We start from the raw sequence: 25,157 nt of genomic DNA, 5'->3' as shown, positions 1-25,157 counted from the left end.
AGCACCGTGGCCGCCGACAAGATCGACACCATCGTCAGCCTGAGCAAGCGCCGTGGCTTCGTTTTCCCGTGCAGTGAGATCTACGGCGGACAGCGTGCCGCCTGGGACTACGGACCGCTGGGTGTCGAGCTCAAGGAGAACATCAAGCGTCAGTGGTGGCGCTACATGGTGACGTCGCGCGAGGACGTCGTCGGTATCGACTCGTCCGTCATCCTGGCCCCCGAGGTCTGGGTCGCCTCCGGTCACGTCGCCACCTTCACGGACCCGCTGACCGAGTGCACCTCGTGTCACAAGCGGTTCCGCGCCGACCACCTGGAAGAGGCGTACGAGGAGAAGAAGGGCCACGCCCCGGCGAACGGCCTGGCCGACATCAACTGCCCGAACTGCGGCAACAAGGGCCAGTTCACCGAGCCCAAGCAGTTCTCGGGTCTGCTGTCGACGCACCTCGGCCCGACGCAGGACAGCGGCTCCGTCGCGTACCTGCGCCCCGAGACCGCCCAGGGCATCTTCACCAACTTCGCCCAGGTGCAGACCACCTCGCGCCGCAAGCCGCCGTTCGGCATCGCCCAGATGGGCAAGTCGTTCCGCAACGAGATCACTCCGGGCAACTTCATCTTCCGCACGCGCGAGTTCGAGCAGATGGAGATGGAGTTCTTCGTCAAGCCGGGCGAGGACGAGCAGTGGCAGGAGTACTGGATGCAGCAGCGCTGGAACTGGTACACCGGCCTGGGCCTCCGTGAGGAGAACATGCGCTGGTACGAGCACCCGAAGGAGAAGCTCTCCCACTACTCCAAGCGCACCGCCGACATCGAGTACCGCTTCCAGTTCGGCGGCAGCGAGTGGGGCGAGCTGGAGGGCGTCGCCAACCGCACCGACTACGACCTCGGCGCCCACTCCAAGGCCTCCGGCCAGGACCTGACGTACTTCGACCAGGAGGCCGGCGACCGCTGGACGCCGTACGTCATCGAGCCGGCGGCCGGTGTCGGCCGGACGATGCTCGCCTTCCTGCTCGACGCGTACATCGAGGACGAGGCCCCGAACGCCAAGGGCAAGATGGAGAAGCGCACGGTGCTGCGCCTCGACCACCGTCTGGCTCCGGTGAAGGTGGCGGTCCTTCCGCTGTCCCGCAACGCCGAGCTGTCCCCGAAGGCGAAGGGGCTCGCGCAGGCGCTGCGCCAGAACTGGAACATCGAGTTCGACGACGCCGGTGCCATCGGCCGCCGTTACCGCCGCCAGGACGAGATCGGTACGCCGTACTGCGTGACCGTCGACTTCGACACGCTCGAGGACAACGCCGTGACCGTCCGCGAGCGTGACTCGATGAAGCAGGAGCGGGTGTCTCTCGACCAGATCGAGGGCTACCTCGCCAGTCGCCTGCTGGGCTGCTGACGCCTGCGGCGCTTAAGCCGTTTCTTGCCCACCCACCCGCCCGACACTGTCGGCCGGGTGGGTGGGCTTTTTTGCTTCAACGGCCCTGGGTCACGCCGGCGCGCAGCCGCTGCCGGAACGGTTGCCCGTGCCCAGAACAGCCTGGCGTGCTATCGAGAAGTCCAGGACCAGGCCGTCGTCCCCGGCGTGCGCCGACGTCAGGGCGACACCCCGGGGCAGTCCGGTGACCGCGACGGTGCGTGGCTTCAGCTCGTCCTTCAGTCGGGCGGCGGACGGCAGGGCGGTCAGATCGCCGACCGGGACACTGCGCCCGAGGACCGTCACGGTCGTCGGGGTGATGGTGACCGCGTTCGTCCGTGTCGACAGCTTCGCCACGACGGTGACGGGCAGGCCCAGGCTGCCGACGCTTCCACTGAGGGTGAGGTCGCCGTCCCGGCCGCCCGGTGTCAGCCCGTTGCCCAGCGAACCCATGTGCCGGTCGAGTTGGTCGTAGCCGATGGTGGCGCTGGCGGTGCCGCCGTCGCTGGCGCCGTCCGTCGTGACGTCCTTCAGAGAGACGGCGACGTCCATCACGACGTCCTGGCGCCGGACCCCTTCGGCACGGACGTCGACGTCGCCGATGTCACCGCCGAGTGCGCGAAGACCGGCCAGGGGGGTGGTGAGGTCGGCGTGTACCGGCCCCCGCGGCTTCAGACGGCATGACGCCACCTCGGCGACCCGCTGTTCGGCCCGGTGCTCGACCACCAGATCGGTGGCACAGACGGCTACGGCCACGGCCGCGGCGACCGCGACAGCGGTGATGGTCTTCCTGCGACGGTTCAAGGTCACGCACTCCGGATCGGTCGGGTCGGGACGGCAGTCGGGCAATCACGCGGCGACAGGCCGCAAGGTCAGGCGTGCAGGCGCGGGAGGACGCGGTCGAGGCGGCGGGGCATCCACCAATTGGCCCGTCCCATCAGGAACATGGCGGACGGGACCAGGATCAGGCGGACCACGGTGGCATCCAGGATCACGCTGATCGCCAGCCCCAGGGCGAGCATCTTCACGACCACGGTCGGTGAGGCGGTGAAGGAAAGGAACACCGCCGTCATGATGAAGGCCGCGCTGGAGATCACGCGCGCCGTCGCGGACAGCCCCTCGCCGACCGCGATCCGGTTGTCCTCCGTGCGCTGCCAGGTCTCGGCGATCCGGGAGAGCAGGAAGATCTCGTAGTCCATGGAGAGCCCGAAGACGATCGCGAACATCATCATCGGTACGTACGACTCGATGGGCACCGACTCGGACAGGCCCAGCAGGGAGTCGCCCCAGCCCCACTGGAAGACGGCGACCAGGACGCCGTAGGACGCGGCGGTCGTGAACAGGTTCAGGACGACGGCCTTGAGCGGAATCACCACGCTGCGGAAGACCGCCATGAGCAGGAGGAAGGCGAGGACCAGGACGATGCCGATGATGATCGGCAGCCGCTCGCTGACGGTGCTGCGGAAGTCGGCCTGGCCCGCCACGGTGCCGGTCAGGTAGGCCTGGGCGCCGGTACCGGCGAGGGCTTTCGGCAGTGTCTTTCCGGAGAGGGTCTCGAGCAGGGCGCCGGTGGCGGCGTCCTGCGGACCCGTGGTCGGTGTCAGGGTGGTGACGAGGATCCTGCCGTCGCTGCTCGGCTGGACGGAGGTGAACGACACCACTCCCTGCGTGTCCTTCAAGGCCCGCGTGACGTCGTCGGCGATTCGGTCGGCCGACGTACTCGCGTGGCGGAGGTCGACGACGGTGACGACCTGGCCGTTCGCACCCGGTCCGAAGCCCCGACCGGGCGCGTGCGCGATCCAGTCGTACGCGGTACGGGTGCTGCTGCCCGGCCGGTCCGCGCCGGCGTCGACGTGTCCGAGGCGCATCGACACCAGCGGCGCCGCGCAAACGGTGAGCACGGCAAGGCCGACAGCGAGAAACGTCCAGGGCCGCCGGGCGACCAGTTCCGCGTAGCGGTGCCAGCCGTCATGTTCGCCCGCGCTCTCCGCTACCGGGCGGCGGCGCAGACGTACCCGGTCGATGCGCCGGCCGACCAGGCCCAGTGCCGCCGGCACCAGGGTGAGGGCGGCGGCAGCGGTGACGAGTACGGCGACGGTGGCCGCCAGGCCGAGCTTGCCGATGAAGCTCAGTCCGCACGCGTAGAGACTGAGCATCGCGACGGCGACGGTCACGGCCGCCACGAGGACGGCACGTCCGCTGGTGCGTGCGGTGCGGGCGGCGGCCTCGACCGGGCCGTGGCCGTCGATGAGGTCCTGTCGGAAGCGGGTGGTCAGGAACAGGGCGTAGTCGATGCCCACGCCCAGTCCGATCATGGTGGCCAGTGTGGTGGCGGACGTCGCGAAGGACATGGCGGCGGCGACGATACCGATGATGCCCAGCCCCACACCGACGCTGATCAGCGCGGTCACCAGTGGCAGCAGGGCGGCGAGGACGCTGCCGAAGGCGAGCAGCAGGATCGCGAGAGCGGTGACTATGCCGACGATCTCGCTCAGCTTGTCGTTGGCGGGTGTGCGGACGACCTGTTCGAGGTCACCACCGTATGCGACACCGAGCCCCGCCGTCCGGGCCGGCTCGGTGGCGGTGTCCAGCTGGGCGGTGTAGGTGTGGCCGAGGTCCTTCAGCTGCTGGTCGAAGGAGACGGTGGTGTAGGCCGTGCGTCCGTCGCTGCTGGTCGCCGGTGCGGAGACCGAGGTGACGTGCGGGAGGTCGCGCAGGTCTGCCAGCGTCCGGTCCAGTGCGGACTGCTGTCCGGCCACGGTGCCTGAGTCGGTGTGGAAGACGACCTTGCCGTTGGGCCGGCCGGCTCCGGGCATCGAGGTGGCGAGCAGGTCGGCACCGGTGTGGGAGGCGGTGCCGGGCAGGCTGACCTGGTCACTGAAGGTGGGTGAGGCGATGTGGCGTCCGGCGAGGGCGGTGGCCAGGACCAGCAGCCAGAGGACGATCACCGTCACAGGGCGCCGGGCGCAGAGAGCCCCGAGGCGACCGAGCCCGGATCGGGCAGCGGGAACCGCGGTGGTCTGCCGGTGCCGGTCGGCGCCCGGTTCAGCCTCTTCCAAGGATGGTTGCTGGGGTCGGGGCACGGCGCTCTCCCAAGAAAAGTGTCACGAGTGACACGAACTCTAGAGACAAAGTGGCACGCATGACAATTGGCACCATGGACATATCTACGTCGGTGACCCCGTACGCTTCCTGGCATGTCGAGTGAGATCGCCCCCGCGGGACTGCGCGAACGCAAAAAAGAGGAGACGCGGCGCCTGCTGCTCGAAGGCGGTGCGCGCCTGTTCAAGGAGCGCGGCTTCGAAGGCACCACCGTCGCGGACATCGCCGCATACGCGAACGTCTCTGTGCGGACGTTCTTCCGCTACTTCGACAGCAAGGAAGCGCTGCTGCTGCCGGGCGGCGTCGAACTGTTCGCCTACGTCGAGAGTGCCCTGGCCGAGCGGCCCGCCGACGAGGATCCGCTGGACGCGGTGTGCAACGCCCTGCTGACGGCCGCAAAGCCGTTCGCCGCGTCCACGCTGACCGCCCTCAGTCACCCGCTGGAGGACATCGAGAACGTCGTCACGGCACGGCTCGTGCAGGCCTTCTCGGACTTCGAAGAGCGCCTGACCGCTCTGGTGCTGCACCGCCTGCCGCCGGACACGCCCGACGCCGACCTCAGGGCGGCCGTGATCGCCTGCGGGGCCCTGTCGGCGGCGCGGGCGGTACTGCGGACCCGCCGGGCCCGCCGCTCGTCGGGCATCGAGGACTCGGGCCCGGCACTGCTGCCGCGCGCGTTCGGCATCCTGCGCGAGATGGGCACCACCGCTCAGCGCTGACACATCCTGACGAAAATGGAATGACAGATATTGAAATCTGTCAGCTGTCATGTCAAGGTGGAGCCATGACGACGCGAACCCACACCCGCACCCTCGGAACCACCGGCCCCCAGGTCTCCGCCCTCGGCCTCGGCTGCATGGGCATGTCCGCGCTGTACGGCGACGCAGACCGCGCGGAGTCCATCGCCACCATCCACGCGGCGCTGGACGCGGGCGTGACCCTGCTGGACACCGGCGACTTCTACGGCATGGGCCACAACGAGCTGCTGATCGGTGAGGCCCTGCGCACCGCGCCCGCCGCCCACCGGGAGAAGGCGCTGGTCAGCGTGAAGTTCGGCGCCCTGCGCGGACCGGACGGCGAGTGGAGCGGCTACGACGGCCGCCCCGCCGCCGTGAAGAACTTCGCCGCCTACTCCCTCCAGCGCCTCGGCGTCGACCACATCGACGTCTACCGGATCGCCCGCCTCGACCCCGATGTGCCGATCGAGGAGACCGTCGGCGCGATCGCGGAACTGATCGAGAAGGGGTACGTCCGGCACGTCGGCCTGAGCGAGGTCGGCGCCGAGACCATCCGCCGGGCCGCCGCCACGGCACCCGTCGCGGACCTCCAGATCGAGTACTCCCTCATCTCCCGCGGCATCGAGGAGGAGATCCTGCCGACCACCCGTGAACTGGGCATCGGCATCACCGCGTACGGCGTGCTGTCCCGCGGGCTGATCTCCGGCCACTTCAGCCGGGACCGGCAGCTCGGAGCGGGCGACTTCCGCGCCTTCTCGCCCCGCTTCCAGGGCGAGAACCTCCAGCACAACCTGGACCTCGTCGAGGCCCTGCGCAAGATCGCCGAGCAGAAGGGCGTCAGCGTCGCGCAGATCGCCATCGCCTGGGTGCTCTCCCGCGGCGAGGACATCGTCCCGCTCGTCGGCGCCCGCACCCGCGAGCGGCTGGCCGAATCGCTCGGCGCCCTGGACGTCACCCTGGACGAGGCCGACCTGACCGCGATCGAGGAGGCGGTCCCGGCGGACGCCGCGGCCGGCGAGCGCTACCCGAGCGCGCAGATGGCACACCTCGACAGCGAGCACTGACCGGGGTGCGAGGTACGGTCTAGGTCATGGCACCGACCTCCGAGACCCTGACCGCCGAGCGCATCCTCGAAGCGACCGAGGAGGTGCTGCGTCGTCACGGCCCGGCCAAGGCCACCGTGGTCGACGTGGCCCGCGCGCTCGGCGTCAGCCACGGCAGCGTCTACCGGCACTTCCGCACCAAGGCGGTGCTGCGGGAGGCCGTGACCAAGCGGTGGCTGGACCGGACGTCGGAGCAACTGGCCGGAATCGTCGGCGAGGACGGCGCCCCGGAGGACCGGCTGCGCGCCTGGCTGGCGGCCCTGTTCGAGGCCAAGCGGCACAAGGCGGGCGACGACCCGGAGCTGTTCGCCACCTACACCGTGCTCACCGAGGAAGTCGTCGGTGCGGTCTCCGAGCACGTGGCCGACCTCACCGCACAGCTGGCCACCATCATCGCGGCCGGAGCCGAGTCGGGTGCCTTCACCGCCCCCGCCCCGGCCGCCGCGGCCCGAGCCGTCTTCCAGGCCACCGGCCGCTTCCACGACCCCTGTTACGCCCGGGAGTGGCAACGGCCGGGCGTCGAGGAGGAGTTCACCGCGGTCGTGGACCTGCTGATCCGCGGGCTCAGCTCACCGTCACCATGACGGTGGGCGAGTAGACCTTGCCGGCCGCGACCCGCAGCATCTCCATGCCCTTGGTGCGGAACTTGGCCGGCAGCGAGTAGGCGCTGCCGTTCCTGACCTTGGTGGTCGCCCTCAGCGCCGTCCACTTGCCGGACTTCTGGTGCTGGAGCACCAGCTTGGTGCCGATCTTCAGGCCCTTGGTGCGTCCGCTGAACGTCACCGTGTCGCCGGCCTTCACCTTGGTCTTGTCGGCCTTCACGGTGATCGAGGCCATGGTGGTCGGGGTCGGCTTGCCCTGGGCGGCGTAGGCCCCGGCGGTCCCGCCGGAGACCAGCGCCACGGAGAGCGCGGCGGCGCCGAGCGCACGGCCGTAGGGGTGGCGGAGTACGAAGGTCATGGTCGTCTCCCGTCGCTCTGTGGACCTTCTCCAGGCTTGCGCCGGTCCGTGCGAGCGGCCACTCGGGGCAGGACAGAACAGCCCTGGATCCGGGTAAGAGCACCAGGTCAAGGGGCCTGCCGGCAGCTGGGTTTCTTACCCGCCCCTTGACCGGAGGCGAGCCTCAGCGGGACGGCTGGCGGTCCGCCGCCGGATCGACCGTGGCCTGGTGTGCCTCGGCCAGATGCTCCTCCGCCTTCAGCCAGGGCAGGAACTGGGCGCTGCGCCGCCAGCCGCAGGTGTCGCACCGGATCGTGCGCTGTACGCCCGCGCGCCGCACCCGCACGACATGCTCCCGGCCGTGCTGGTCCCAGCGGCTGACCTTGCTCGTGCTGCTCTGCGGCATGACGCCACCCCTCCCCGCGTCCGGCAACTTCGACCGCAAGGAGTGTGCAGCAAGACCAACATCAACAGGGAGTGCTTCGCACCGAGTTGGCCAAGGCGTCGCTTCGGCTCAGCGCATCGCGCGGGGCAGGCGCAGGCTCAGCAGACCGGTCAGGACGATCCCGGCCAGCTGCACCAGCAGCGTGGTGACCAGCGCGTCCCGCATGCCCAGGTGCGGGACCAGGGTGAGGAAGAGGGTGCCGAGGGTGGCCACGCCCAGCGCGAGCGAGGACTGCTGCGTGGTGACCATCACACCGCTGCCCACGCCGGCCCGGGCGGGCGGCACCTCGGAGAGCACGAGCCGCATCACGTTGGGCAGTTGCAGGCCCTGCCCGGCACCGGCGACGGCGGCGCCCGGCAGCAGCGCGTCGAAGCCCAGGTGCGGCCAGTCCCGCCAGGCGGCCAGGAGGATCAGGGCCACACCCAGACCCTGAAGGACGGCTCCGACGGTGACCACGCGGGTGCCGTAGCGGGCGATCAGACGCGGCCCGGCGAGGGAGACGACCAGGTACGCCAGGGCCATCGGCACGAGCGCGAGCCCGGCCCGGACCGGGCCGAGCCCCGCCCCCCGCTGCAAGGCCAGCGCGATCACGAACATGAACCCGCTGAAGCCGATGCCGAACGGCAGGATCAGCGCCAGCCCCCGTCGCAGCGACGCCAGCCCCAGCAGACTCGGCGGCACCAGCGGGGTGCGCCCCGCCCGGTCGGCCCGCCGCTCCACGGCGTAGAACGCGCCCGCGACGAACGGGAACGCGGCCAGCGACAGCCAGGTCCACAGCGGCCAGCCCGCCGCCCGGCCCTCGGTCAGCGGAGCGAGCAGCGTCAGCAGCGACAGTGCGAGCAGGGCCGTGCCGGGGCCGTCGACGGGTTCGGGGTGCTGTGACCGGGTCTCCGGTACGAACCGCACGGCCAGCACCAGCCCGAGCACGACGACCGGCACGTTGACCAGGAAGATCGCCCGCCAGCCGGTCCCGGCGATGTCCGCCGCGACCAGCACCCCGCCCAGGATCTGCCCCGCGACCATGGCCAGCCCGGCCGTGGCGCCGTACAGGCTCATGGCCTTCGCCCGGCGCGCCCCGCTGGTCGCGGACTGGATGGTGGCGAGCACCTGCGGCAGCATCGCGGCGGCCGACGCGCCCTGCGCGACCCGCGCCGCGACGAGACTCCAGGCGCCCGGGGCCAGCCCGCAGGCCAGCGAGGTGAGCCCGAACGCGGCCATCCCGCCGAGGAACAGCCTGCGCCGCCCGAACAGATCCCCGAGCCGCCCGCCGAGCACGAGCAGCACGGCGTACGCGACGCCGTACCCCGCCACGACCAGCTCCAGCACGGCCTCGCCCGCGGCGAGATCGGAGCCGATGGCCGGCAGGGCGACATTGACGATGAAGAAGTCGACCAGCGGCAGCGCCGCGGCCAGTAGAACGGTGAACAAACCCAGCCCGCCCAGCCTGCTCGGCGACCCCGCCGAACGGACAACCGGACTCGTACCTCTCGTGACGGTGTCGGTCATGCCACCGAGCCTGCCGCCAAGCTCAGACGGGTACCAGAGTGTGCTCATCCTGGTAGAAGAACTACCTGGAAACAGGCTCCGCCCGGCGGCATCCTGGAGAGCATGACGACCATGGCCCAGGAGACCGCGCCGCAGCCGACCCGGGGCTCGGAGATCCGGCGGCACGAGCTGGCCGCGTTCCTGCGCAGCCGGCGCGAACGCATCGCCCCCGAGCAGGTGGGTCTGCCCCGCGGCAGCCGCCGCCGCACTCCCGGCCTGCGCCGGGAGGAGGTCGCGCACCTCTCCGCGGTCGGCGTCACCTGGTACACGTGGCTCGAACAGGCCCGCGACATCCAGGTCTCCGTCCAGGTCCTGGACGCCCTCGCCCGCACCCTGATGCTGGACGCCAGCGAGCGCGCCCACCTCTTCCAGCTGGCCGGCGCCACCGACCCGACCCCCGCCGCGAACTGCCCCAGCGTCACCGCGGGCCTGCGCGAGTTGCTCCGGCAGCTGGAGCCGATCCCGGCCTGCATCCAGAACAGCCGCTACGACATCCTCGCCTACAACCGCACCTACGCCCGCCTCCTGGGCGACCTGGACGCGGTTCCGCCGGAGGACCGCAACTGCATGCTCCTCGTGCACACCAACAAGGAGTGGCGGGCGGCGATCGTGCACCTGGAGGAGACCCAGCGCCTGATGGCCGCCCGCCTGCGCGCCGCCCTCGCCGGCCACCTCGGCGAACCCGCCTGGAAGCTGCTGCTCAGGCGCCTGGAGTCGGAGTCCCCCGAGTTCCGGGAGAACTGGGAGCGCTACGAGGTGGTGGGCAACCGCTCCAAGATCAAGGAGTTCCTCAACCCGTACGTGGGCCACCTGACCCTGGAGCACACCGATCTGTGGCTTGGCCCCCAGGCGGGTCCGCGGATGGTGACGTACACCCCGAAGAACGAGGAGACGCGGGAGCGGCTGGAGAAGCTGTACGAACTCGCGCTGCGCGGCGCGGCAGCCCCGGCCGACGTATGACCGAGGGCGTCCCGGGCAGGCCTCAGGTGCGTCCTGCCCCGACGGCCTCCCGCGCCTCGGCCGGTGCCAGCTGCTCGGCCGTGCGGTCTGCGGTCCCGCGAGCCCACCGCCCGCTGGTCACCGTCCCGAGGACGAGCACGGCCAGGCCGCAGGCGGCGATGATCCACCAGCCGGGCCGGGCCGCCGACACGAACGCCTGCCGGTACGACGACGAGCCGACCCCCGAGGACAGCACCGCGCCGATCACCGCCACCCCCAGCGTCTGGCCCACCTGCCTGCTCGTGGAGGCCACGGCCGCCGCGACACCGGCCTGGGCCCTCGGCATGCCCGAGACCGCCGTGTTCGTGATCGGCGTGTTGACGAAGCCGAAGCCGATGCCGAAGAGGACGTACCCGAGGAGCATCGTGGCGTTCGACGTCTCCGCCTCGAAGGCCGCGAACAGCAGCCCGCTCGCGGCCATCCCGGCCCCGGCCACGAGGAGCGGCAGGCGCGGGCCCCGGCCGGCGATCAGCCGGCCGGACAGCGGGGCGCACACGAACATGGACCCGGCCATCGGCACCATCCACAGGCCCGCGTGCAGCGCGTCCAGCCCCCGTACGTTCTGCAGGTACAGCGTCGACAGGAACAGGAAGCCGCCCAGCGCGGCGAACGCGCAGACCGCGATCACCGTCGCCCCGCTGAACGGCGCCGACCGGAAGAACCGCAGGTCGACGAGGGGTTCGGGGCGCCGGGGCTCATAGCGGAGCAGGGCGAGCAGGGCCGCGAGTGCGAGCGCGGCGAAGGGGGCCACCGCCGCGAAGCCGGAGTCCGGCGCCTCGATGATCGCGTACGTCAGCGAGCCGAACAGCGTCATCACCAGCAGCTGGCCGACCGGGTCGAAGCGGCGGCTCCTGGGCGCGCGGGACTCGGGGACGAAGCGCAGGGTGAGGAGCAGGGCCGCGAGGCCGACGGGGAGGTTGATCCAGAAGATCGAGCGCCAGCCGACCGACTCCACCAGCAGACCGCCGACCAGGGGGCCGGCGGCCATGGATATGCCGACGACCGCGCCCCAGACGCCGATCGCGCGGGCCCGGTCGCGGGGGTCGGTGAAGGTGTTGGTGATGATCGACATGGCGACCGGGTTGAGCATCGAACCGCCGACCGCCTGCACCATCCGGAACGCGACGAGCAGCTCCAGGCTCGGCGCGAGGGAGCACAGCAGCGAGCCGACGCTGAAGGCGGTCAGGCCCGCCATGAAGACCTTCTTGCGGCCGATCCGGTCGGCCGTCGAGCCCGAGAGCATCAGCAGCGAGGCGAGGACGAGGGTGTAGGCGTCGATCGTCCACTGCATGCCGGAGGTGTCGGCGTGGAACTCCCGCCGGATCGACGGCAGGGCGATGTTCAGGATGGTGACGTCCAGACCCACGATCAGCAGGCTCAGGCAGCAGATCGCGAGCACGAGCAGGCGTCGACGGTGACTCAGCTCCGGCATGCGGTCCATCGTACGACGATTTCTATAGTGCGTCTAACTAAAAGTGCGCCTAACTAATGAGTGGTACATGATCATTGTCCATGGGTGACAATGGGGCAATGCCCATGCCCGAGAACCCCCTCCAGATCGGCCCGCACGCCGTGACGCCGCCCGTCGTGCTCGCACCCATGGCAGGGATCACCAACGCGCCCTTCCGCACCCTGTGCAGGGAGTTCAGCGGGGGCAAGGGGCTCTTCGTCAGCGAGATGATCACGACCCGGGCGCTGGTCGAGCGCAACGACAAGACCATGCAGCTCATCAAGTTCGACGCCAGCGAGCAGCCGCGCTCGATCCAGCTGTACGGCGTCGACCCGGCCACCGTCGGCAAGGCCGTCCGCATGATCGCGGAGGAGGGCCTGGCCGACCACATCGACCTGAACTTCGGCTGCCCGGTCCCGAAGGTGACCAGGAAGGGCGGCGGCTCCGCGCTGCCGTACAAGCGCAACCTGCTGCGGGCCATCCTGCGCGAGGCGGTCACCGGCGCCGGTGATCTCCCGGTGACGATGAAGATGCGCAAGGGCATCGACGACGACCACATCACCTACCTCGACGCCGGCCGCATCGCCGTCGAGGAGGGCGTTACCGCGATCGCGCTGCACGGCCGCACGGCCGCCCAGCACTACGGCGGCACCGCCGACTGGGACGCCATCGCCCGGCTGAAGGAGCACGTCCCGGAGATCCCGGTGCTCGGCAACGGCGACATCTGGTCGGCCGAGGACGCGCTGCGGATGGTGCGCGAGACCGGCTGCGACGGGGTGGTCGTGGGGCGCGGCTGCCTGGGGCGGCCGTGGCTGTTCGCGGACCTGGTGGCGGCGTTCGAGGGGCGCCTGGAGGCCCGCGCCGGAGGCGCTGATGGATTCAGTGCCCGGCCGTCTCTGCGCGAGGTGGCCGAGATCATGGTCCGCCACGCCCGCCTGCTCGGCGAGTGGATCGGCGACGAGTCCAAGGGCGTGGTCGACTTCCGCAAGCACGTGGCCTGGTACCTGAAGGGCTTCGCGGTCGGCTCCGAGATGCGCAAGCGGCTCGCGATCACGTCCTCGCTGGAGGAACTCCGGGCCGGGCTGGACGAGTTGGACCTCGACCAGCCGTGGCCGGCGGGCGCCGACGGCCCCCGTGGCCGTACGTCCGGCAACAACCGGGTGGTGCTGCCGGACGGCTGGCTGAAGGACCCGTACGACTGCGCGGGCGTGAGCGAGGACGCGGAGCTCGACACCTCGGGCGGCTGAGCTCCGGGCGCGTCAGCCCTTCTTCGGGTGCGGTGTCGAGCCGTACGCCCGCAGGAAGCGGTCGCGGAACCAGTTCATCTTCCACACCGGGGCGTCGTGGGCCGGGCGCAGACCGTCGGTCCAGCCCCAACTGTCGATCCTGTCCAGGACCTTCGGGTCCTTGGCGACGATCGAGATCGGCACGTCACGGCTCGCGTGGTTGCCGCTGACCCGGGCGTTGGGCTGGTGGTCGCCGAGGAAGACGAGCACGGTGTTGTCGTTGCCGTAGCGGGTCAGCCACTCGGTGAGGGCCGTCACCGAGTACTGGATCGACTTGCCGTACTCCTGGCGGGACTTGGTGGTGTCGGCGATGACGTCGGCGGGCTTGTTGCCCGCCTCCTCCATGCTCTTGAAGCCCGATCCGTCGCCGAGCCGGTCCCAGTCGACCATCTTCGGAATGGGCGCCCAGGGCTGGTGACTCGAGGTCAGGATCACGAACGACATCAGGTCCTTGCCGTCGGCGCGCTTCTTGCTGTGCACCCGCTGCTGGAACTGTTCGAGGGCGTACTGGTCCGGCATGGTCGACCAGCTGAACTTCGGGCCCTTGTAGCCGACTTGGAAGGCGTTGTAGACCTTGTCCAGGCCGTAGTACTTCTGCTCCGGCCAGCCCTTCTGCACGCCCGGCATCACACCGACCGTGTCCCAGGCGCCGGTCTTCTTGAACGCCTCGGTCAGGCTGAGGTGGTCGCTGGCCATGACGGTGCGGTAGCGCTGCTGGTTGCTGATCCACAGGCCCGACATGGTGGTGGAGTGGCCGAGCCAGCTGCCGCCGCCGTAGGTGGCGGACGTCAGCCAGCCGCTCTTGGCGTGGTAGCCCGCCTTCGCGAGGGCCTTGGTGCGCGCGGCCAGCGTGCTGTCCACGCCGGGCGCCTCGATCGGGTCCTCGACGGCGCTGCGGCCGTAGCTCTCGATGAACGTGAAGATCATGTCCTTGCCGCGCAGGTCGGGGACCAGCTCGCTGCCCGGGGTGTTCCCGAAGGCGTCCACCTTGGCCACCTTCGCGAACTCCGCCTCGTCCCGCAGGGTGTTCCGCACCTGCTGGACCTGCAACTTCAGCGCGTCGGTGGTGCGGGTGGAGGCGAGCGGCGCGCCGGAGACCTGGAGGCCGAGGGCGGAGCAGGTGATCCACACGACCCCGGCGACCAGCGTGCCCCGGGTCGCCGGGCCCTTGTGCCGGGCGAGCAGGTTGCCCAGCCGGACCGTGGACAGGGCCAGCAGCACGAACAGCAGCAGGACGAGGACGATGACCGCGGCCGTGGCGACGAGGGTGGTCGTACGGCCCAGCGAGTCCTCCAGGTACGACTGGGCGTCGCTGAGCAGCATCCAGTCGAGGACGGGGTTGAAGCCGCGGCCGAGGTACTGCTTGAAGCCCATGTCGAGCAGGTTCAGCACGGTCATCGCGGCGAGGACGACCCCGAACACGGCCGCCAGCGCCACCCGCGGCCGGCGCGGCAGCGCGAGCAGCACCGCGGCCCCGATGACGGCCTCCGCCGGTATGCGCAGGAACTGCGCGGGGCCGAGCCCGACGACCGTGTTGGGCAGCACCATCGCGCCGAGGACGAGGACGGTGGCGAGAGCGGTCACGGTCCAGGACAGGGACCGAGCGGCGACGGGGTGCGCCTCCCGCCAGCGCCGGACGAGGGCCCGCAGCGAGAGCCAGGGGCGCAGGGCCGCGGGGACGCGGGGCTCGGGGACTTCGGCCTCGGGGACTTCGGCGTCAGGGGCTTCGGCCTCGGGGGCTTCGGCCTCGGGCGTACGGGGCTCAGGTATCCCGGCCTCGGCCTCCGCGGCCTCCGCGGCCTCCGTGGTCTCACGGGCTTCGGCTTCCCCGGCCTCAGGGACCTCGGCTTCCGCGACCTCAAGGACCTCGGCCTCCGTCGCTGTCGCCGCTGTCTCCTCACCTGTGTCCGGTGACGGGCGCGTGCTCGTGTGCTGAGGCAAGCCGGAGGTCCTTCCGTTCCGTACGAGACCCATGACGGGACCGGCGGGCCCTGCGGGGGTGGCTGGGCGGACCCGGACTGCGGTCCGCCTGGCCCGCCTTCATCACGTACGGCTCGCCGACGGCCACTGTTCACGGCCGTCGGCAAACACCGGGCAAACCCCTTGTCACAGCTCCCGTCAGGCGCCCCCGACCGCCGTGAGCAGGGCGAGCGGGGCCGCCGCCGAGCGGGACTCGCGGACGCATGCGTGCGGGTAGGGGACCGGCTCGGGGTGGGTGTCGCGGCCGTAGCCCGCCAGCACCTCCGGCAGCCGGTGCCCGGTGGCCCGCGCCGCGTCGACCAGGGCGTGGGCGACCGTACGGGCCTCGTCGTGCAGGCCGTAGCGGGCCAGGCCCAGCGTGATCAGCGCGTTGTCGTGCGGCCAGACCGAGCCCCGGTGGTAGGAGAGCGGGTGGTACGCCGACTGGCCCGAGGCCAGGGTGCGTACGCCCCAGCCCGAGAAGAAGTCCGGCTCCAGCAGCCGCCGGCCGACGACCTCCCCGTACTCCTTGTCCAGCAGGCCGGACCAGAGCAGGTGCCCGGCGTCCGACGCCAGCGCGTCGACCTGGCGGCCCTCCCCGTCCAGCGCGAGCGCCGGGAAGGAGTGCTCGCGCATCCAGAAGTCCCGCTGGAAGCGGTCGCGGAGGTCGGCCGCCGCCTGTTCCAGCAGGGCGGCGTACGTGTCGTCGGCCCACGCCGTGCGCGCCACCCACGCCGTGCGGCGCAGCGCGTCGTAGGCGTAGCCCTGGGCGCCCGCCGCCATCACCGCGCCGGTGGGCCGGGTGCCGTCGGCGCCGCAGATCGCGCCGGGGGAGTCCTTCCAGTTCTGGTTGGCGAGGCCGCCCTCGTCGGCGCGGTAGACGAGGTAGCCGCGGGAGGTGAGCCCGCCGTGGTCGAGCATCCAGTGGATCGCCGCGCGGGCGTGCGGCTCCAGGCGGCGGGCCAGGCCGGTGTCCCCGGTCCGCTCGACGTATGCGCCGAGCAGGATCAGGAACAGCGGGGTGGCGTCGACCGAGCCGTAGTAGCGGGCGAACGGCACCTGCCCGAAGTGCGCCAGCTCCCCGTGCCGTACCTCGTGCACGATCTTGCCGGGCTGGGCGGCCGGGGAGGCGCCGGTGTCCGTGGCCTGGGTGGCGGCGAGCGCGGGGAGCGTGGCGGCGGCCAGCTGCGGGCGGTACGGCAGCGCGAACAGGGAGGTGAGCAGGGCGTCCCGGCCGAGCAGGGTGAGGAACCAGGGGGCGCCGCCCGCCGGGACGCGCAGTTCCTCGCCGTCCGGCCCGGTCGCCGGGACCTGGAACGAGGCGAGGTCCGCGAGCCCCCGGGCACAGGCCGCCGCCAGCTCCGGCCAGCCCGTCGGGAAGGCCACGCCCTCCACGAACCTGCCTTCCAGCGCGAGGAGTTGGTCGTGCACGGCGGCCGGGTCGCGGGGCACGCGCAGGGCGCGCTTCTCGCCGTGCGGGCGGGCGATCACGCGCAGCACCAGCTCGGTCGTGCCGTGCGGGTCCAGCTCCAGCTTCCAGACCAGGCGGCGGGCGCCGGTGCCGGTCTCCTCGACGCCGTCCGGAGCGGGGTCGGCCGTGATGGTCGTACGGGACCGCCAGTCGGCCCGCTGGTAGGTGAACTCGATGCCGTGGTCCAGGACTTGGCGGGTGCGTACGGCGCCGGGCTTGCCGTAGGTGCGGTGGTCGGAGCGGAGTTCGAACTGGTCGGTGAAGTCGGCGTCGGCGGTGATGGCGAGCCGGACCGTCGTGGGTACCGGGCGGTTGCTGGTGATGCGCAGCGACTCCACGAACGAGCTGTCGCCGACGGCCTGTTCACGGAAGAGCGTGTGCGCGGGCGGCTCCTGCCGGCCGCCGCGCGGCACGAGCACGCAGCGCGCCGCGTCCCCGTCCGCGACCGGGGTGAGCACCTCGGGCAGCGCACCGTCGACGGTGAGCTGCCAGCGGCTCAGATGCCGGGCGTCCCGTACGAATAAACCGTCCGGGGAACTGCCGCCCCGCACCCCGCTGATGTCGCCCCGGTCGCCCACGGCGGCGAACGTCGCCCCGTGCACGAGCAGATGATGCCGGTCCGTCATGCCCGGTCCCCTCCCGTGTCACTCGTGCCCATGTCGTTGGTGCTCTTGCTCTTCGTGCCCTGTGTGCCCTTGGTTTCGCTGTCTCTCGTGTCGAACGCGCCGCTGGCCGTGCGGGACACGGTGGCCGCGGGGCGTTCATGGAGCAGGTCCAGCGCGAGCGCGGCGGTCCAGCCGAAGCCGGTCGCACCGCAGGCTTCGCCGGTGTACGGGTCGACGTACTCGGCGAAGCCGGAGGTGTCGGCGGTGCGCAGGACCGCCTCCCGCAGCGCGTCGGCCCGCGCCGGCTCGCCGTGCGTGCGCAGCCCCCGCTCCAGCAGCCAGTTCGTGTTGAACCAGGCCGGGCCGCGCCAGTACCGGTGCGGGTCGAAGGCCTCGCCGAGCAGGTCGTAGCTCGGCACCAGCGCCGTGCTGTCCCCGAGGCCGAAGTGCGGGCCGCACAGCGTGCGCACGAGGGCGGCGGCGGTCTCCCGGGGCAGGTCCGGCAGCAGCAGCGGGACCAGGCCGGAGACGCCGCGCTCCTCGATCGGCGCGCCGTGCCCGCTGCCGCGCAGGTCCCGGCAGAGGAACATCCCGCTCGCCGGGTCCCACAACCGCTCCACCAGGGCGGCCGTCAGCCGCTCGGCGCGCGCGTGCCGGGCGGTGCCGGGCGCGCCCAGCTCCCCGGCGATCCGGGCCAGCGCGTGCTCGGAGGCGATCAGCAGGGCGTTGAACGCCGGGTCCTCGACGGCGAACTCTCCCTCTCCGTCGGCGTACCCCAAGTCCCGGTAGTCGGCGGCCAGCCGCACGTACCGCCCGTAGTCCAGATCCGTCGGGCGGTCCTCCGCCGCGCCGTGGTCGAGGTCGGCGCGGCGGAAGGAGCGGGCCGGGGCCGGGGTGATCCGGGCGAGCGGGGCGTCCCAGCAGGGGCTGTTGTCCATACCCTGTTCCCAGGGGTGCACGACGGACACCAGACCGCCCCCGCCCAGGTCCCGCCGGTGCAGCAGATACCGGTGCCAGGCGGCCAGCCGCGGGTACATCCGGGCCAGGAAGCCGCGTGCCCGCGAAAGGCCCGGGTCGGCGCGGTGCACCAGCCAGGCCGCGAGCGCGTGCACCGGTGGCTGCACGATGCCGGAGGTCTGTACGGTGCGCGGGGCGCCCGCGGCGCGCCCGGCGGTCGAGGAGCGCCAGAAGTCGGGGCTCGGGAAGTACGCGTCGAGCGGTACGGAGGGGTTGAAGACGATGTGCGGGACGCGCCCGTCGGCCCACTGGGCGCCGAACAGGGTCTCCAGCTCCGTCTGCGCCCGCAGCGGCGAGAGGTGCCGCAGGCCGATCGCGATGAACGCCGAGTCCCAGGACCACTGGTGGGGATACAGGCTGCGGGAGGGGACCGTCGAGGCGCCCGTCCAGTTGGCGTCCAGCACCTGGGCCGCTCTGACGTGCAGGGGCGTCTCCGGAGGCGGCGGATCGTATACGATCTCGCGCTCCGCGAGACGGGCGGTGAGCTGGGCGGTGCGGTCCACTCGGGGCTCCCAGAAGACGTACGGCCGACCCGGTTTGGTTGTGACGTCCATGAGGTTACGTCTATTTAACACGCAAAACCCAATATGTAAGGCAAGCTTGAGAAACACAAGGGGGTGCGCATGACCGGACGGCCCGGCAGGACGGGAAAGGGCACGAGCCAGGCGAGCGCCGGCGAACTGCTCGAACTGGTGCGCAGCGGGCGGGCCGTGACGCGCGGCGCGCTTCAGCAGGCCACCGGTCTGTCCCGGGCCACCGTCGGCCAGCGCCTCGACCGGCTGTTCCGGGCCGGCTGGCTGCGCGAGGGTGCCGGCGGCCCGGTCGACTCGCCGCTCGGCGGACGCCCCTCCATCACCCTGGAGTTCGACGACTCCCACGCGGTGGTCCTCGCCGCCGACCTCGACACCCGGCACGCCCGGGCGGCCGTCCTCACTCTGACCGGCGACCTCCTCGCGGAGCACGCCGGCACGCTGGTCGTGGAGGACGGACCCGAGGCCGTGCTCGGCGAACTCGGCCGCTGGTTCGCCGAGTTGCTGACCAAGGCCGGGCACCGGGCCGAGGAGGTCTGCGGGATCGGGCTCGCCGTGCCGGGCCCGGTGGACAGCGCGACCGGCCGGGTGGTGCAGCCGCCGATCATGCCGGGCTGGGACGGCTACGACATAACCGGCCGCCTCGCCCGCGCCTTCACCGAGCACACCGGCGCCCCGGCGGTCCCGGTCCTGGTCGACAACGACGCCAACCTGATGGCCTACGGCGAGCAGCGCACCGGCCACCCCGACTGCGCGGCCTTCGTCCTGGTCAAGGTGTCCACGGGCATCGGCGCCGGGGTCGTGGTCGGCGGCTCGATCTACCGGGGCGTCGACGGCGGCGCGGGCGACATCGGGCACATCCGGGTGGGCGCGGACGCGCTGTGCCGGTGCGGGTCCTACGGCTGTCTCGCAGCCGTCGCCAGCGGCGGCGCCGTGGCCCGGCGGCTGGCCGAGTCCGGGGTGCCGGCCGCCTCCGGTTCGGACGTGCGGGACCTGCTGGCCGCCGGGCACCCGGAGGCCGCCGCGCTGGCCCGGGAGGCCGGGCGCCGGGTCGGGGACGTACTGGCGACGGTGGTGACCCTGCTCAATCCGGGCGTGCTGATGATCGCCGGGGATCTGGCCGGAACCCCTTTCTTGACCGGCGTGCGCGAGCTGCTCTACCAGCGGGCGCTGCCCCGCTCCACGGCCCACCTGGACGTCGTCACCTCGCGGCTCGGCGAGCGGGCGGGACTGCTGGGGGCAGCGGCGCTGGTGGTGGAGCACCTGTACGCGCCGGAGCGGGTGGAGGAGCGGCTGCTCGCGCTGGGGGTGTGAGGCCGGTGTTGATGTGGGTGTGACGTCGGTGTTTCTGTGCCGTTTCTGTCCCGAAGGGACGTCCGCATGGTGAAATCCGACTCCCTGTGGCAGCGTGATTCTCGCCACCCTTGATAGGGGCTGCGCTCAGATGAGCGATTCAGGCGCGGCTGCACTTCTCCAAGGGGTGGCACTGGGTGCCACCCCTTGATCGTTCATCGATCGAACTCAGATGTGCTTACTAGCCGCTCATCTGAGCGAAAAACAGCCCCTGTGGGCGGGTGTGCGTTCAAGAAGTGAACACATCTGGCGGTTGCGGCTTGCCAAGCTTTGACTTTCGATCTGCTGGCAGACGACCGGTTACAGGCTCATGACGCACAAGTGGACGTACCCATTGGCCTTCGATCTGGGTATGTTCCTGGCCGTCAGGGCAGCCACCGCGGCCTCAAGGAGTCGAGACCCGTGTCGGAAAACAAAGAACCCCACGTAGCGAAGTTCGTTTACGACTTCACCGAGGGCAACAAGGACCTCAAGGACCTCCTCGGCGGCAAGGGTGCCAACCTCGCCGAGATGACCAACCTGGGTCTCCCGGTCCCTCCGGGCTTCACCATCACCACGGAGGCCTGCAAGGTCTACCTGGAGAGCGGCGAGGAGCCGGTGGCACTGCGTGACGAGGTGAGTGCGCACCTCGACGCCCTCGAGCAGCGGATGGGCAAGAAGCTCGGCCAGGCCGACAACCCCCTCCTCGTGTCGGTCCGTTCCGGTGCCAAGTTCTCCATGCCCGGCATGATGGACACCGTCCTGAACATCGGCCTCTCCGACAAGTCGGTGCAGGGCCTCGCCAAGCAGGCCGGCGACGACCGCTTCGCCTGGGACTCCTACCGCCGTCTGATCCAGATGTTCGGCAAGACCGTCCTCGGCGTCGAGGGCGACCTCTTCGAGGAGGCCCTCGAGGCCGCCAAGGAGGCCAAGAAGGTCACCGTCGACACGGACCTCGAAGCGGCCGACCTGAAGAAGCTGGTCACCAAGTTCAAGAAGATCGTCAAGGCGGAGGCCGGCCGGGACTTCCCGCAGGACCCGCGCGAGCAGATGGACCTCGCCATCGAGGCGGTCTTCAACTCGTGGAACACCGACCGAGCCAAGCTGTACCGCCGCCAGGAGCGCATCCCGCACGACCTCGGCACCGCCGTCAACATCTGCTCGATGGTCTTCGGCAACCTGGGCCCGGACTCCGGCACCGGCGTCGCCTTCACCCGTGACCCTGCCTCCGGCCACCAGGGCGTCTACGGCGACTACCTGCAGAACGCGCAGGGCGAGGACGTCGTCGCGGGTATCCGCAACACGGTCCCGCTCGCGGAGCTGGAGTCGATCGACAAGAAGTCGTACGACCAGCTCATGCAGATCATGGAGACCCTGGAGAACCACTACAAGGATCTCTGCGACATCGAGTTCACCATCGAGCGCGGCCAGCTCTGGATGCTCCAGACGCGTGTCGGCAAGCGCACGGCGGGCGCGGCCTTCCGTATCGCGACCCAGCTGGTGGACCAGGGCCTGATCGACGAGACCGAGGCGCTCCAGCGCGTCTCCGGCGCCCAGCTCGCGCAGCTGATGTTCCCGCGCTTCGACGACAGCGCGAAGGTCGAGCAGGTCGGCCGGGGCATCGCCGCTTCGCCGGGCGCGGCAGTCGGCAAGGCCGTCTTCGACTCGTACACCGCCGTGAAGTGGTCCCGCTCGGGCGAGAAGGTCATCCTCGTCCGCCGTGAGACCAACCCCGACGACCTCGACGGCATGATCGCGGCCGAGGGCATCCTGACCTCGCGCGGCGGCAAGACCTCCCACGCGGCCGTGGTCGCGCGCGGCATGGGCAAGACCTGTGTCTGCGGCGCCGAGGAGCTGGAGGTCGACACCAAGCGCCGCCGTATGACGGTCCCCGGCGGCCACGTCGTCGAAGAGGGCGACCTGATCTCCATCGACGGTTCGAGCGGCAAGGTGTACCTCGGTGAGGTCCCGGTCGTCCCGTCCCCCGTCGTGGAGTACTTCGAGGGCCGCATGCACCCGGGTGCGGACGACGCCGACGAGCTGGTCGAGGCCGTGCACCGCATGATGGCCTTCGCCGACCGCAAGCGCCGCCTGCGGGTGCGCGCCAACGCCGACAACGCCGAGGACGCGCTGCGTGCCCGCCGCTTCGGCGCCCAGGGCATCGGCCTGTGCCGCACGGAGCACATGTTCCTCGGCGAGCGCCGTGAGATGGTCGAGAAGCTGATCCTCGCGGACACCGAGGAGGAGCGCGAGGCCGCTCTGCGCGAGCTGCTGCCGCTGCAGAAGAAGGACTTCGTCGAGCTGTTCGAGGCGATGGACGGCCTGCCGGTCACGATCCGCCTCCTCGACCCGCCGCTGCACGAGTTCCTGCCCGACATCACGGAGCTGTCGGTCCGCGTGGCCCTCGCGGAGTCCCGCCAGGAGCCGCACGAGAACGACCTGCGCCTGCTCCAGGCGGTCCACCGCCTGCACGAGCAGAACCCGATGCTGGGTCTGCGCGGCGTCCGCCTCGGCCTGGTCATCCCCGGCCTGTTCACCATGCAGGTCCGGGCGATCGCCGAGGCCGCGGCCGAGCGCAAGAACGCCAAGGGCGACCCGCGCGCCGAGATCATGATCCCGCTCGTCGGCACCGTCCAGGAGCTGGAGATCGTCCGCGAGGAGGCCGACCAGGTCATCGCGGAGGTCCAGGCGGCCACCGGCACCGAGCTGAAGCTGGCGATCGGCACGATGATCGAGCTGCCGCGCGCCGCCCTCACGGCCGGCCAGATCGCCGAGGCCGCGGAGTTCTTCTCCTTCGGCACCAACGACCTGACCCAGACGGTGTGGGGCTTCTCCCGCGACGACGTCGAGGCCTCGTTCTTCACGGCCTACCTGGAGAAGGGCATCTTCGGAGTCTCCCCGTTCGAGACGATCGACAAGGACGGCGTCGGCTCCCTGGTGAAGGCGGCGGCGAAGGCGGGCCGCGAGACCCGTCCCGACCTCAAGCTCGGCGTCTGCGGCGAGCACGGCGGCGACCCGGAGTCCGTGCACTTCTTCCACGAGGTCGGCCTGGACTACGTCTCCTGCTCCCCGTTCCGCATCCCGGTCGCCCGCCTCGAGGCCGGCCGCGCGGCCACCCAGTCGGAGGGCAGCGACCACCGCTGACCCCCGCGGAGGCCCTGGCCGGTGACGCCTGGCCTCCCCCGACCCCGGAGCCGTCGTCGGTCCCCGACCCTCAAGACCGATCGGCGACGGCCCCGGCCCACGAAAGAGAGGGCGGCACCCGTGCGGGGGTGCCGCCCTTTCCTGCATTATCTGCGGAGACTGTCAAGCTAAGCCGCTGACCAGGCAAAATGGTGTTTGCTTGCGTTGGTTGCCGTTGACCCCGCCCGAAGCCGTTGTGCCCTTGTTGTGCCCTCCGGGTGCGGCTGGGTTCCGTTCACGGCCCGTCCGCATCGAGACGGGGCCAGCGGAAGGCAACGCTCCGATCGCCGGACCGCACGACAAACGGCCCGTGTGGCGGCGCCAGCATTCGAACCTGGGAAGGCGAAGCCGGCAGATTTACAGCGGGCCCGCTGGGCTCCCGCTGACCTGGCCAAAGGCGAAGCCGCCGTCCGGTCAGGGGACGCCTGGGGGACGAACCCACAGGCGTCGCACTGCCTCTTCTCGTTTCATCCCAGCCCAGGCCACCTACCCCAAGACAAGCGACGTTACGGACGTCTGCGGACCATCGCAGGGGGTGAGAAAGGCGCCAGCCCGAGGTCGATCGCCCACTCATGTTGCTTCGGGACGAAGAGGTCTGAGTAGCTACCACCGAAGAGACCCACGCAAGAGGCAACCAGGACGGCCAACTTCGAGAGCGAATCTATGATCCCGAAGGGATCAAGCGCCACTACAGCGAAAACGAGTAGGCCAACGAAGGTTGCCAGTACCCCTGTTGCGATGCGGCGGACGGGACCACGCTCAGAGCTGGCTGCGGAATCAGATCTCGACACGCCGATCAGCTTGCTTGCAACACGTGTACTGCGCCACCGCTTCCCAAGAATCAGTCGATCCAGGATGTCTACAGGTGTCAGCACGGCCGATGGGTGAGCGTACCGCCGGCCGTGGGCCCGCAGTCACCCTTCAGTCGACGCGCCAGTGGGGTAACGCATCACCCGACACCCCCGCAGGCGCAGAGCCCGTCACACGAACCATCAAACCAATCATTTGTTCGAATTAGAGAAATGCCCAGAGGATTCCCAAGGAGATTTACAGCGGGCCCTATCCACCCACGCGTGACCTGCGGGTTTCCTTGACCCCGACACCACTGGGGGGCACCTGGGGGAAGCAGCGTCTGCGACTGCCCCCTAGCTTCCGAACCCGATGAGTCATGCCGAGAGCAGGGCGCTACGCGACTCCACAACGAACTCGCCCGCTCGTGGTCGGCGTCACGCGGAAGCGCGACGGGGTGCGGGAAGGGGCCCCTGCTGGTCGCCGCCCTCGGGGCGGTCGGTGGGCGGCGTATCCAGGAACGCGCGCAGCGCTTGCCGGAACTCCTCCATCTTCTGCCGGTAATCGTTCTCGCAGCCGCCGTAGTCCGGCGTCCACCCACCGTCCGGATTGGCCCTACCTTCGTCGACCTCCACGCGGTACAGCGCGGCTGACTCCGAGAGGACGGCCACGATGCTGGTGACCTCCTCGCCGTAGTCGATCAGCGCTTGCGGGCCTTCGGAGCGAACGACGGCAAAGGCCCGGAACATGGCGCGGAAGGCCGATTCTTCCTCGCTCATGGTGACCGAGTTCCAGCCATTCAGCAGGTCGCTGGCGGCGACTGCGGCCTCGTCGGCGGCCAGCGCAAAGGCCAAGGCGGCATCGCGCTGACTGGCACGGCGCCACTGCTCGTACGTGGCATGGGACGCCTGCTCAGCCGCCTGCTGGGAGGCCTCTGCGGCAACTTCGGCGGAACGACGGGCGGCGTGCGCCTGACGTAAGGCGCCGTACAGGGCAAGGCCGCCGACGAAGGTCGCGGCCCCCGCGCCGACCAGCGCACTGATCAGTTCAGGTTGCATGGCGGGATAATGCCGGGTTCCCAGGTCAACGGGGTGCCTACGGCGGGAGTAATACAAGACTGAGACATGGTCTGACCGAGCTGCCGGACAGGCAGGAAGGGCCGGAAGACGGCCGTGGCCCGAGCGTCGCCGTCCACGGTGGATCGGTTGTGACGGAGAACAGCCTGCCCGCCGGGGGCGCGATCGTGGCCTACTGGCGC

General features: G+C 70.7%; 18 protein-coding genes. 8 read left to right on the top strand and 10 right to left on the bottom strand.

The features are described from left to right. Nucleotides 1-6: 6 nt before the first annotated feature. The gene (locus ACWD35_RS13835; RefSeq protein ID WP_451351407.1) at nucleotides 7-1,389 is read left to right on the top strand and encodes a glycine--tRNA ligase; all 1,383 of its coding nucleotides are present in this window, start codon (nucleotides 7-9) and stop codon (nucleotides 1,387-1,389) included. 90 nt (nucleotides 1,390-1,479) lie between these two features. On the opposite strand, the gene ACWD35_RS13830 is transcribed toward ACWD35_RS13835, so the two are convergent. Next, on the bottom strand, nucleotides 1,480-2,217 hold the full coding sequence (locus ACWD35_RS13830) for an LmeA family phospholipid-binding protein (protein WP_451351406.1): 738 nt from the start codon (nucleotides 2,215-2,217) through the stop codon (nucleotides 1,480-1,482). Nucleotides 2,218-2,279: 62 nt separating this feature from the next. Next, nucleotides 2,280-4,355, bottom strand: a complete 2,076-nt coding sequence (locus ACWD35_RS13825; protein WP_451351405.1) for an MMPL family transporter — start codon at nucleotides 4,353-4,355, stop codon at nucleotides 2,280-2,282. Between the two features lie 249 nt (nucleotides 4,356-4,604). Between ACWD35_RS13825 and ACWD35_RS13820 the strand changes: the two genes are divergently transcribed. From ACWD35_RS13820 to ACWD35_RS13810, 3 genes are all read left to right on the top strand, one after another. Beyond that, entirely contained in the window at nucleotides 4,605-5,228 is a 624-nt protein-coding gene (locus ACWD35_RS13820; RefSeq protein WP_451351404.1) for a TetR/AcrR family transcriptional regulator, read from the top strand. A 65-nt stretch (nucleotides 5,229-5,293) separates the two neighbouring features. Next, the gene (locus ACWD35_RS13815) at nucleotides 5,294-6,310 is read left to right on the top strand and encodes an aldo/keto reductase (RefSeq protein WP_451351403.1); all 1,017 of its coding nucleotides are present in this window, start codon (nucleotides 5,294-5,296) and stop codon (nucleotides 6,308-6,310) included. A gap of 26 nt (nucleotides 6,311-6,336) precedes the next feature. Next, entirely contained in the window at nucleotides 6,337-6,933 is a 597-nt protein-coding gene (locus ACWD35_RS13810) for a TetR family transcriptional regulator (protein ID WP_451351402.1), read from the top strand. Here the strand turns inward: ACWD35_RS13810 and ACWD35_RS13805 are convergent. From ACWD35_RS13805 to ACWD35_RS13795, 3 genes are all read right to left on the bottom strand, one after another. Continuing rightward, nucleotides 6,914-7,309, bottom strand: a complete 396-nt coding sequence (locus ACWD35_RS13805) for a hypothetical protein (RefSeq protein ID WP_451351401.1) — start codon at nucleotides 7,307-7,309, stop codon at nucleotides 6,914-6,916. The two genes, ACWD35_RS13810 and ACWD35_RS13805, sit on opposite strands and share 20 nt — an antisense overlap. A 163-nt stretch (nucleotides 7,310-7,472) precedes the next feature. Continuing rightward, nucleotides 7,473-7,694 (bottom strand): hypothetical protein, encoded by a 222-nt coding sequence (locus ACWD35_RS13800; protein ID WP_451351400.1) that lies wholly within the window; start codon nucleotides 7,692-7,694, stop codon nucleotides 7,473-7,475. 108 nt (nucleotides 7,695-7,802) lie between these two features. Beyond that, nucleotides 7,803-9,239 carry an MFS transporter gene (locus ACWD35_RS13795; RefSeq protein ID WP_451351399.1) on the bottom strand — a complete coding sequence of 479 codons (1,437 nt, stop codon included), beginning with the start codon at nucleotides 9,237-9,239 and terminating at the stop codon, nucleotides 7,803-7,805. Between the two features lie 102 nt (nucleotides 9,240-9,341). Here ACWD35_RS13795 and ACWD35_RS13790 point away from each other — a divergent pair, with 102 nt between their 5' ends. Next, nucleotides 9,342-10,238, top strand: coding sequence for a helix-turn-helix transcriptional regulator (locus tag ACWD35_RS13790; RefSeq protein WP_451351398.1), 897 nt, complete (start codon nucleotides 9,342-9,344; stop codon nucleotides 10,236-10,238). A gap of 22 nt (nucleotides 10,239-10,260) precedes the next feature. Here ACWD35_RS13790 and ACWD35_RS13785 read toward each other — a convergent pair whose 3' ends face one another. Next, nucleotides 10,261-11,709 (bottom strand): MFS transporter, encoded by a 1,449-nt coding sequence (locus ACWD35_RS13785; protein ID WP_451351397.1) that lies wholly within the window; start codon nucleotides 11,707-11,709, stop codon nucleotides 10,261-10,263. A gap of 98 nt (nucleotides 11,710-11,807) precedes the next feature. Between ACWD35_RS13785 and dusB the strand changes: the two genes are divergently transcribed. Then, nucleotides 11,808-12,974, top strand: coding sequence for a tRNA dihydrouridine synthase DusB (dusB, locus tag ACWD35_RS13780; RefSeq protein WP_451351396.1), 1,167 nt, complete (start codon nucleotides 11,808-11,810; stop codon nucleotides 12,972-12,974). Between the two features lie 12 nt (nucleotides 12,975-12,986). On the opposite strand, the gene ACWD35_RS13775 is transcribed toward dusB, so the two are convergent. From ACWD35_RS13775 to ACWD35_RS13765, 3 genes are all read right to left on the bottom strand, one after another. Further along, on the bottom strand, nucleotides 12,987-14,954 hold the full coding sequence (locus ACWD35_RS13775; RefSeq protein WP_451351395.1) for a sulfatase-like hydrolase/transferase: 1,968 nt from the start codon (nucleotides 14,952-14,954) through the stop codon (nucleotides 12,987-12,989). 177 nt (nucleotides 14,955-15,131) lie between these two features. Beyond that, complete coding sequence (locus tag ACWD35_RS13770) at nucleotides 15,132-17,069, bottom strand: amylo-alpha-1,6-glucosidase (protein ID WP_451351394.1); 1,938 nt, start codon at nucleotides 17,067-17,069, stop codon at nucleotides 15,132-15,134. Next, nucleotides 17,066-18,568 carry an MGH1-like glycoside hydrolase domain-containing protein gene (locus ACWD35_RS13765; RefSeq protein WP_451351431.1) on the bottom strand — a complete coding sequence of 501 codons (1,503 nt, stop codon included), beginning with the start codon at nucleotides 18,566-18,568 and terminating at the stop codon, nucleotides 17,066-17,068. The genes ACWD35_RS13770 and ACWD35_RS13765 overlap by 4 nt, the downstream gene beginning before the upstream one ends. A gap of 120 nt (nucleotides 18,569-18,688) precedes the next feature. Here ACWD35_RS13765 and ACWD35_RS13760 point away from each other — a divergent pair, with 120 nt between their 5' ends. Then, on the top strand, nucleotides 18,689-19,909 hold the full coding sequence (locus ACWD35_RS13760; RefSeq protein ID WP_451351393.1) for an ROK family protein: 1,221 nt from the start codon (nucleotides 18,689-18,691) through the stop codon (nucleotides 19,907-19,909). Nucleotides 19,910-20,350: 441 nt separating this feature from the next. Beyond that, the gene (gene ppdK / locus ACWD35_RS13755) at nucleotides 20,351-23,071 is read left to right on the top strand and encodes a pyruvate, phosphate dikinase (RefSeq protein WP_451351392.1); all 2,721 of its coding nucleotides are present in this window, start codon (nucleotides 20,351-20,353) and stop codon (nucleotides 23,069-23,071) included. 1,265 nt (nucleotides 23,072-24,336) lie between these two features. On the opposite strand, the gene ACWD35_RS13750 is transcribed toward ppdK, so the two are convergent. Further along, a complete protein-coding gene (locus ACWD35_RS13750; RefSeq protein ID WP_451351391.1) occupies nucleotides 24,337-24,957 on the bottom strand; it encodes a hypothetical protein in 621 nt (206 codons plus the stop codon). Nucleotides 24,958-25,157 lie beyond the last annotated feature (200 nt).

The sequence above is a fragment of the Streptomyces sp. NPDC002671 genome, assembly GCF_053592475.1.
Note: the sequence above shows the minus strand (reverse complement) of the source record. Positions and strands in the feature narration are given on the sequence as shown.

What these genes read in the sequence shown, in the direction of transcription:
- ACWD35_RS13820 (WP_451351404.1), top strand. Translation starts at nt 4,605, where the DNA reads ATGTCGAGTGAGATCGCCCCCGCGGGACTGCGCGAACGCAAAAAAGAG.
- ACWD35_RS13815 (WP_451351403.1), top strand. Translation starts at nt 5,294, where the DNA reads ATGACGACGCGAACCCACACCCGCACCCTCGGAACCACCGGCCCCCAG.
- ACWD35_RS13810 (WP_451351402.1), top strand. Translation starts at nt 6,337, where the DNA reads ATGGCACCGACCTCCGAGACCCTGACCGCCGAGCGCATCCTCGAAGCG.
- ACWD35_RS13805 (WP_451351401.1), bottom strand. Translation starts at nt 7,309, where the DNA reads ATGACCTTCGTACTCCGCCACCCCTACGGCCGTGCGCTCGGCGCCGCC.
- ACWD35_RS13800 (WP_451351400.1), bottom strand. Translation starts at nt 7,694, where the DNA reads ATGCCGCAGAGCAGCACGAGCAAGGTCAGCCGCTGGGACCAGCACGGC.
- ACWD35_RS13795 (WP_451351399.1), bottom strand. Translation starts at nt 9,239, where the DNA reads ATGACCGACACCGTCACGAGAGGTACGAGTCCGGTTGTCCGTTCGGCG.
- ACWD35_RS13790 (WP_451351398.1), top strand. Translation starts at nt 9,342, where the DNA reads ATGACGACCATGGCCCAGGAGACCGCGCCGCAGCCGACCCGGGGCTCG.
- ACWD35_RS13785 (WP_451351397.1), bottom strand. Translation starts at nt 11,709, where the DNA reads ATGCCGGAGCTGAGTCACCGTCGACGCCTGCTCGTGCTCGCGATCTGC.
- dusB (WP_451351396.1), top strand. Translation starts at nt 11,808, where the DNA reads ATGCCCATGCCCGAGAACCCCCTCCAGATCGGCCCGCACGCCGTGACG.
- ACWD35_RS13770 (WP_451351394.1), bottom strand. Translation starts at nt 17,069, where the DNA reads ATGACGGACCGGCATCATCTGCTCGTGCACGGGGCGACGTTCGCCGCC.
- ACWD35_RS13760 (WP_451351393.1), top strand. Translation starts at nt 18,689, where the DNA reads ATGACCGGACGGCCCGGCAGGACGGGAAAGGGCACGAGCCAGGCGAGC.
- ACWD35_RS13750 (WP_451351391.1), bottom strand. Translation starts at nt 24,957, where the DNA reads ATGCAACCTGAACTGATCAGTGCGCTGGTCGGCGCGGGGGCCGCGACC.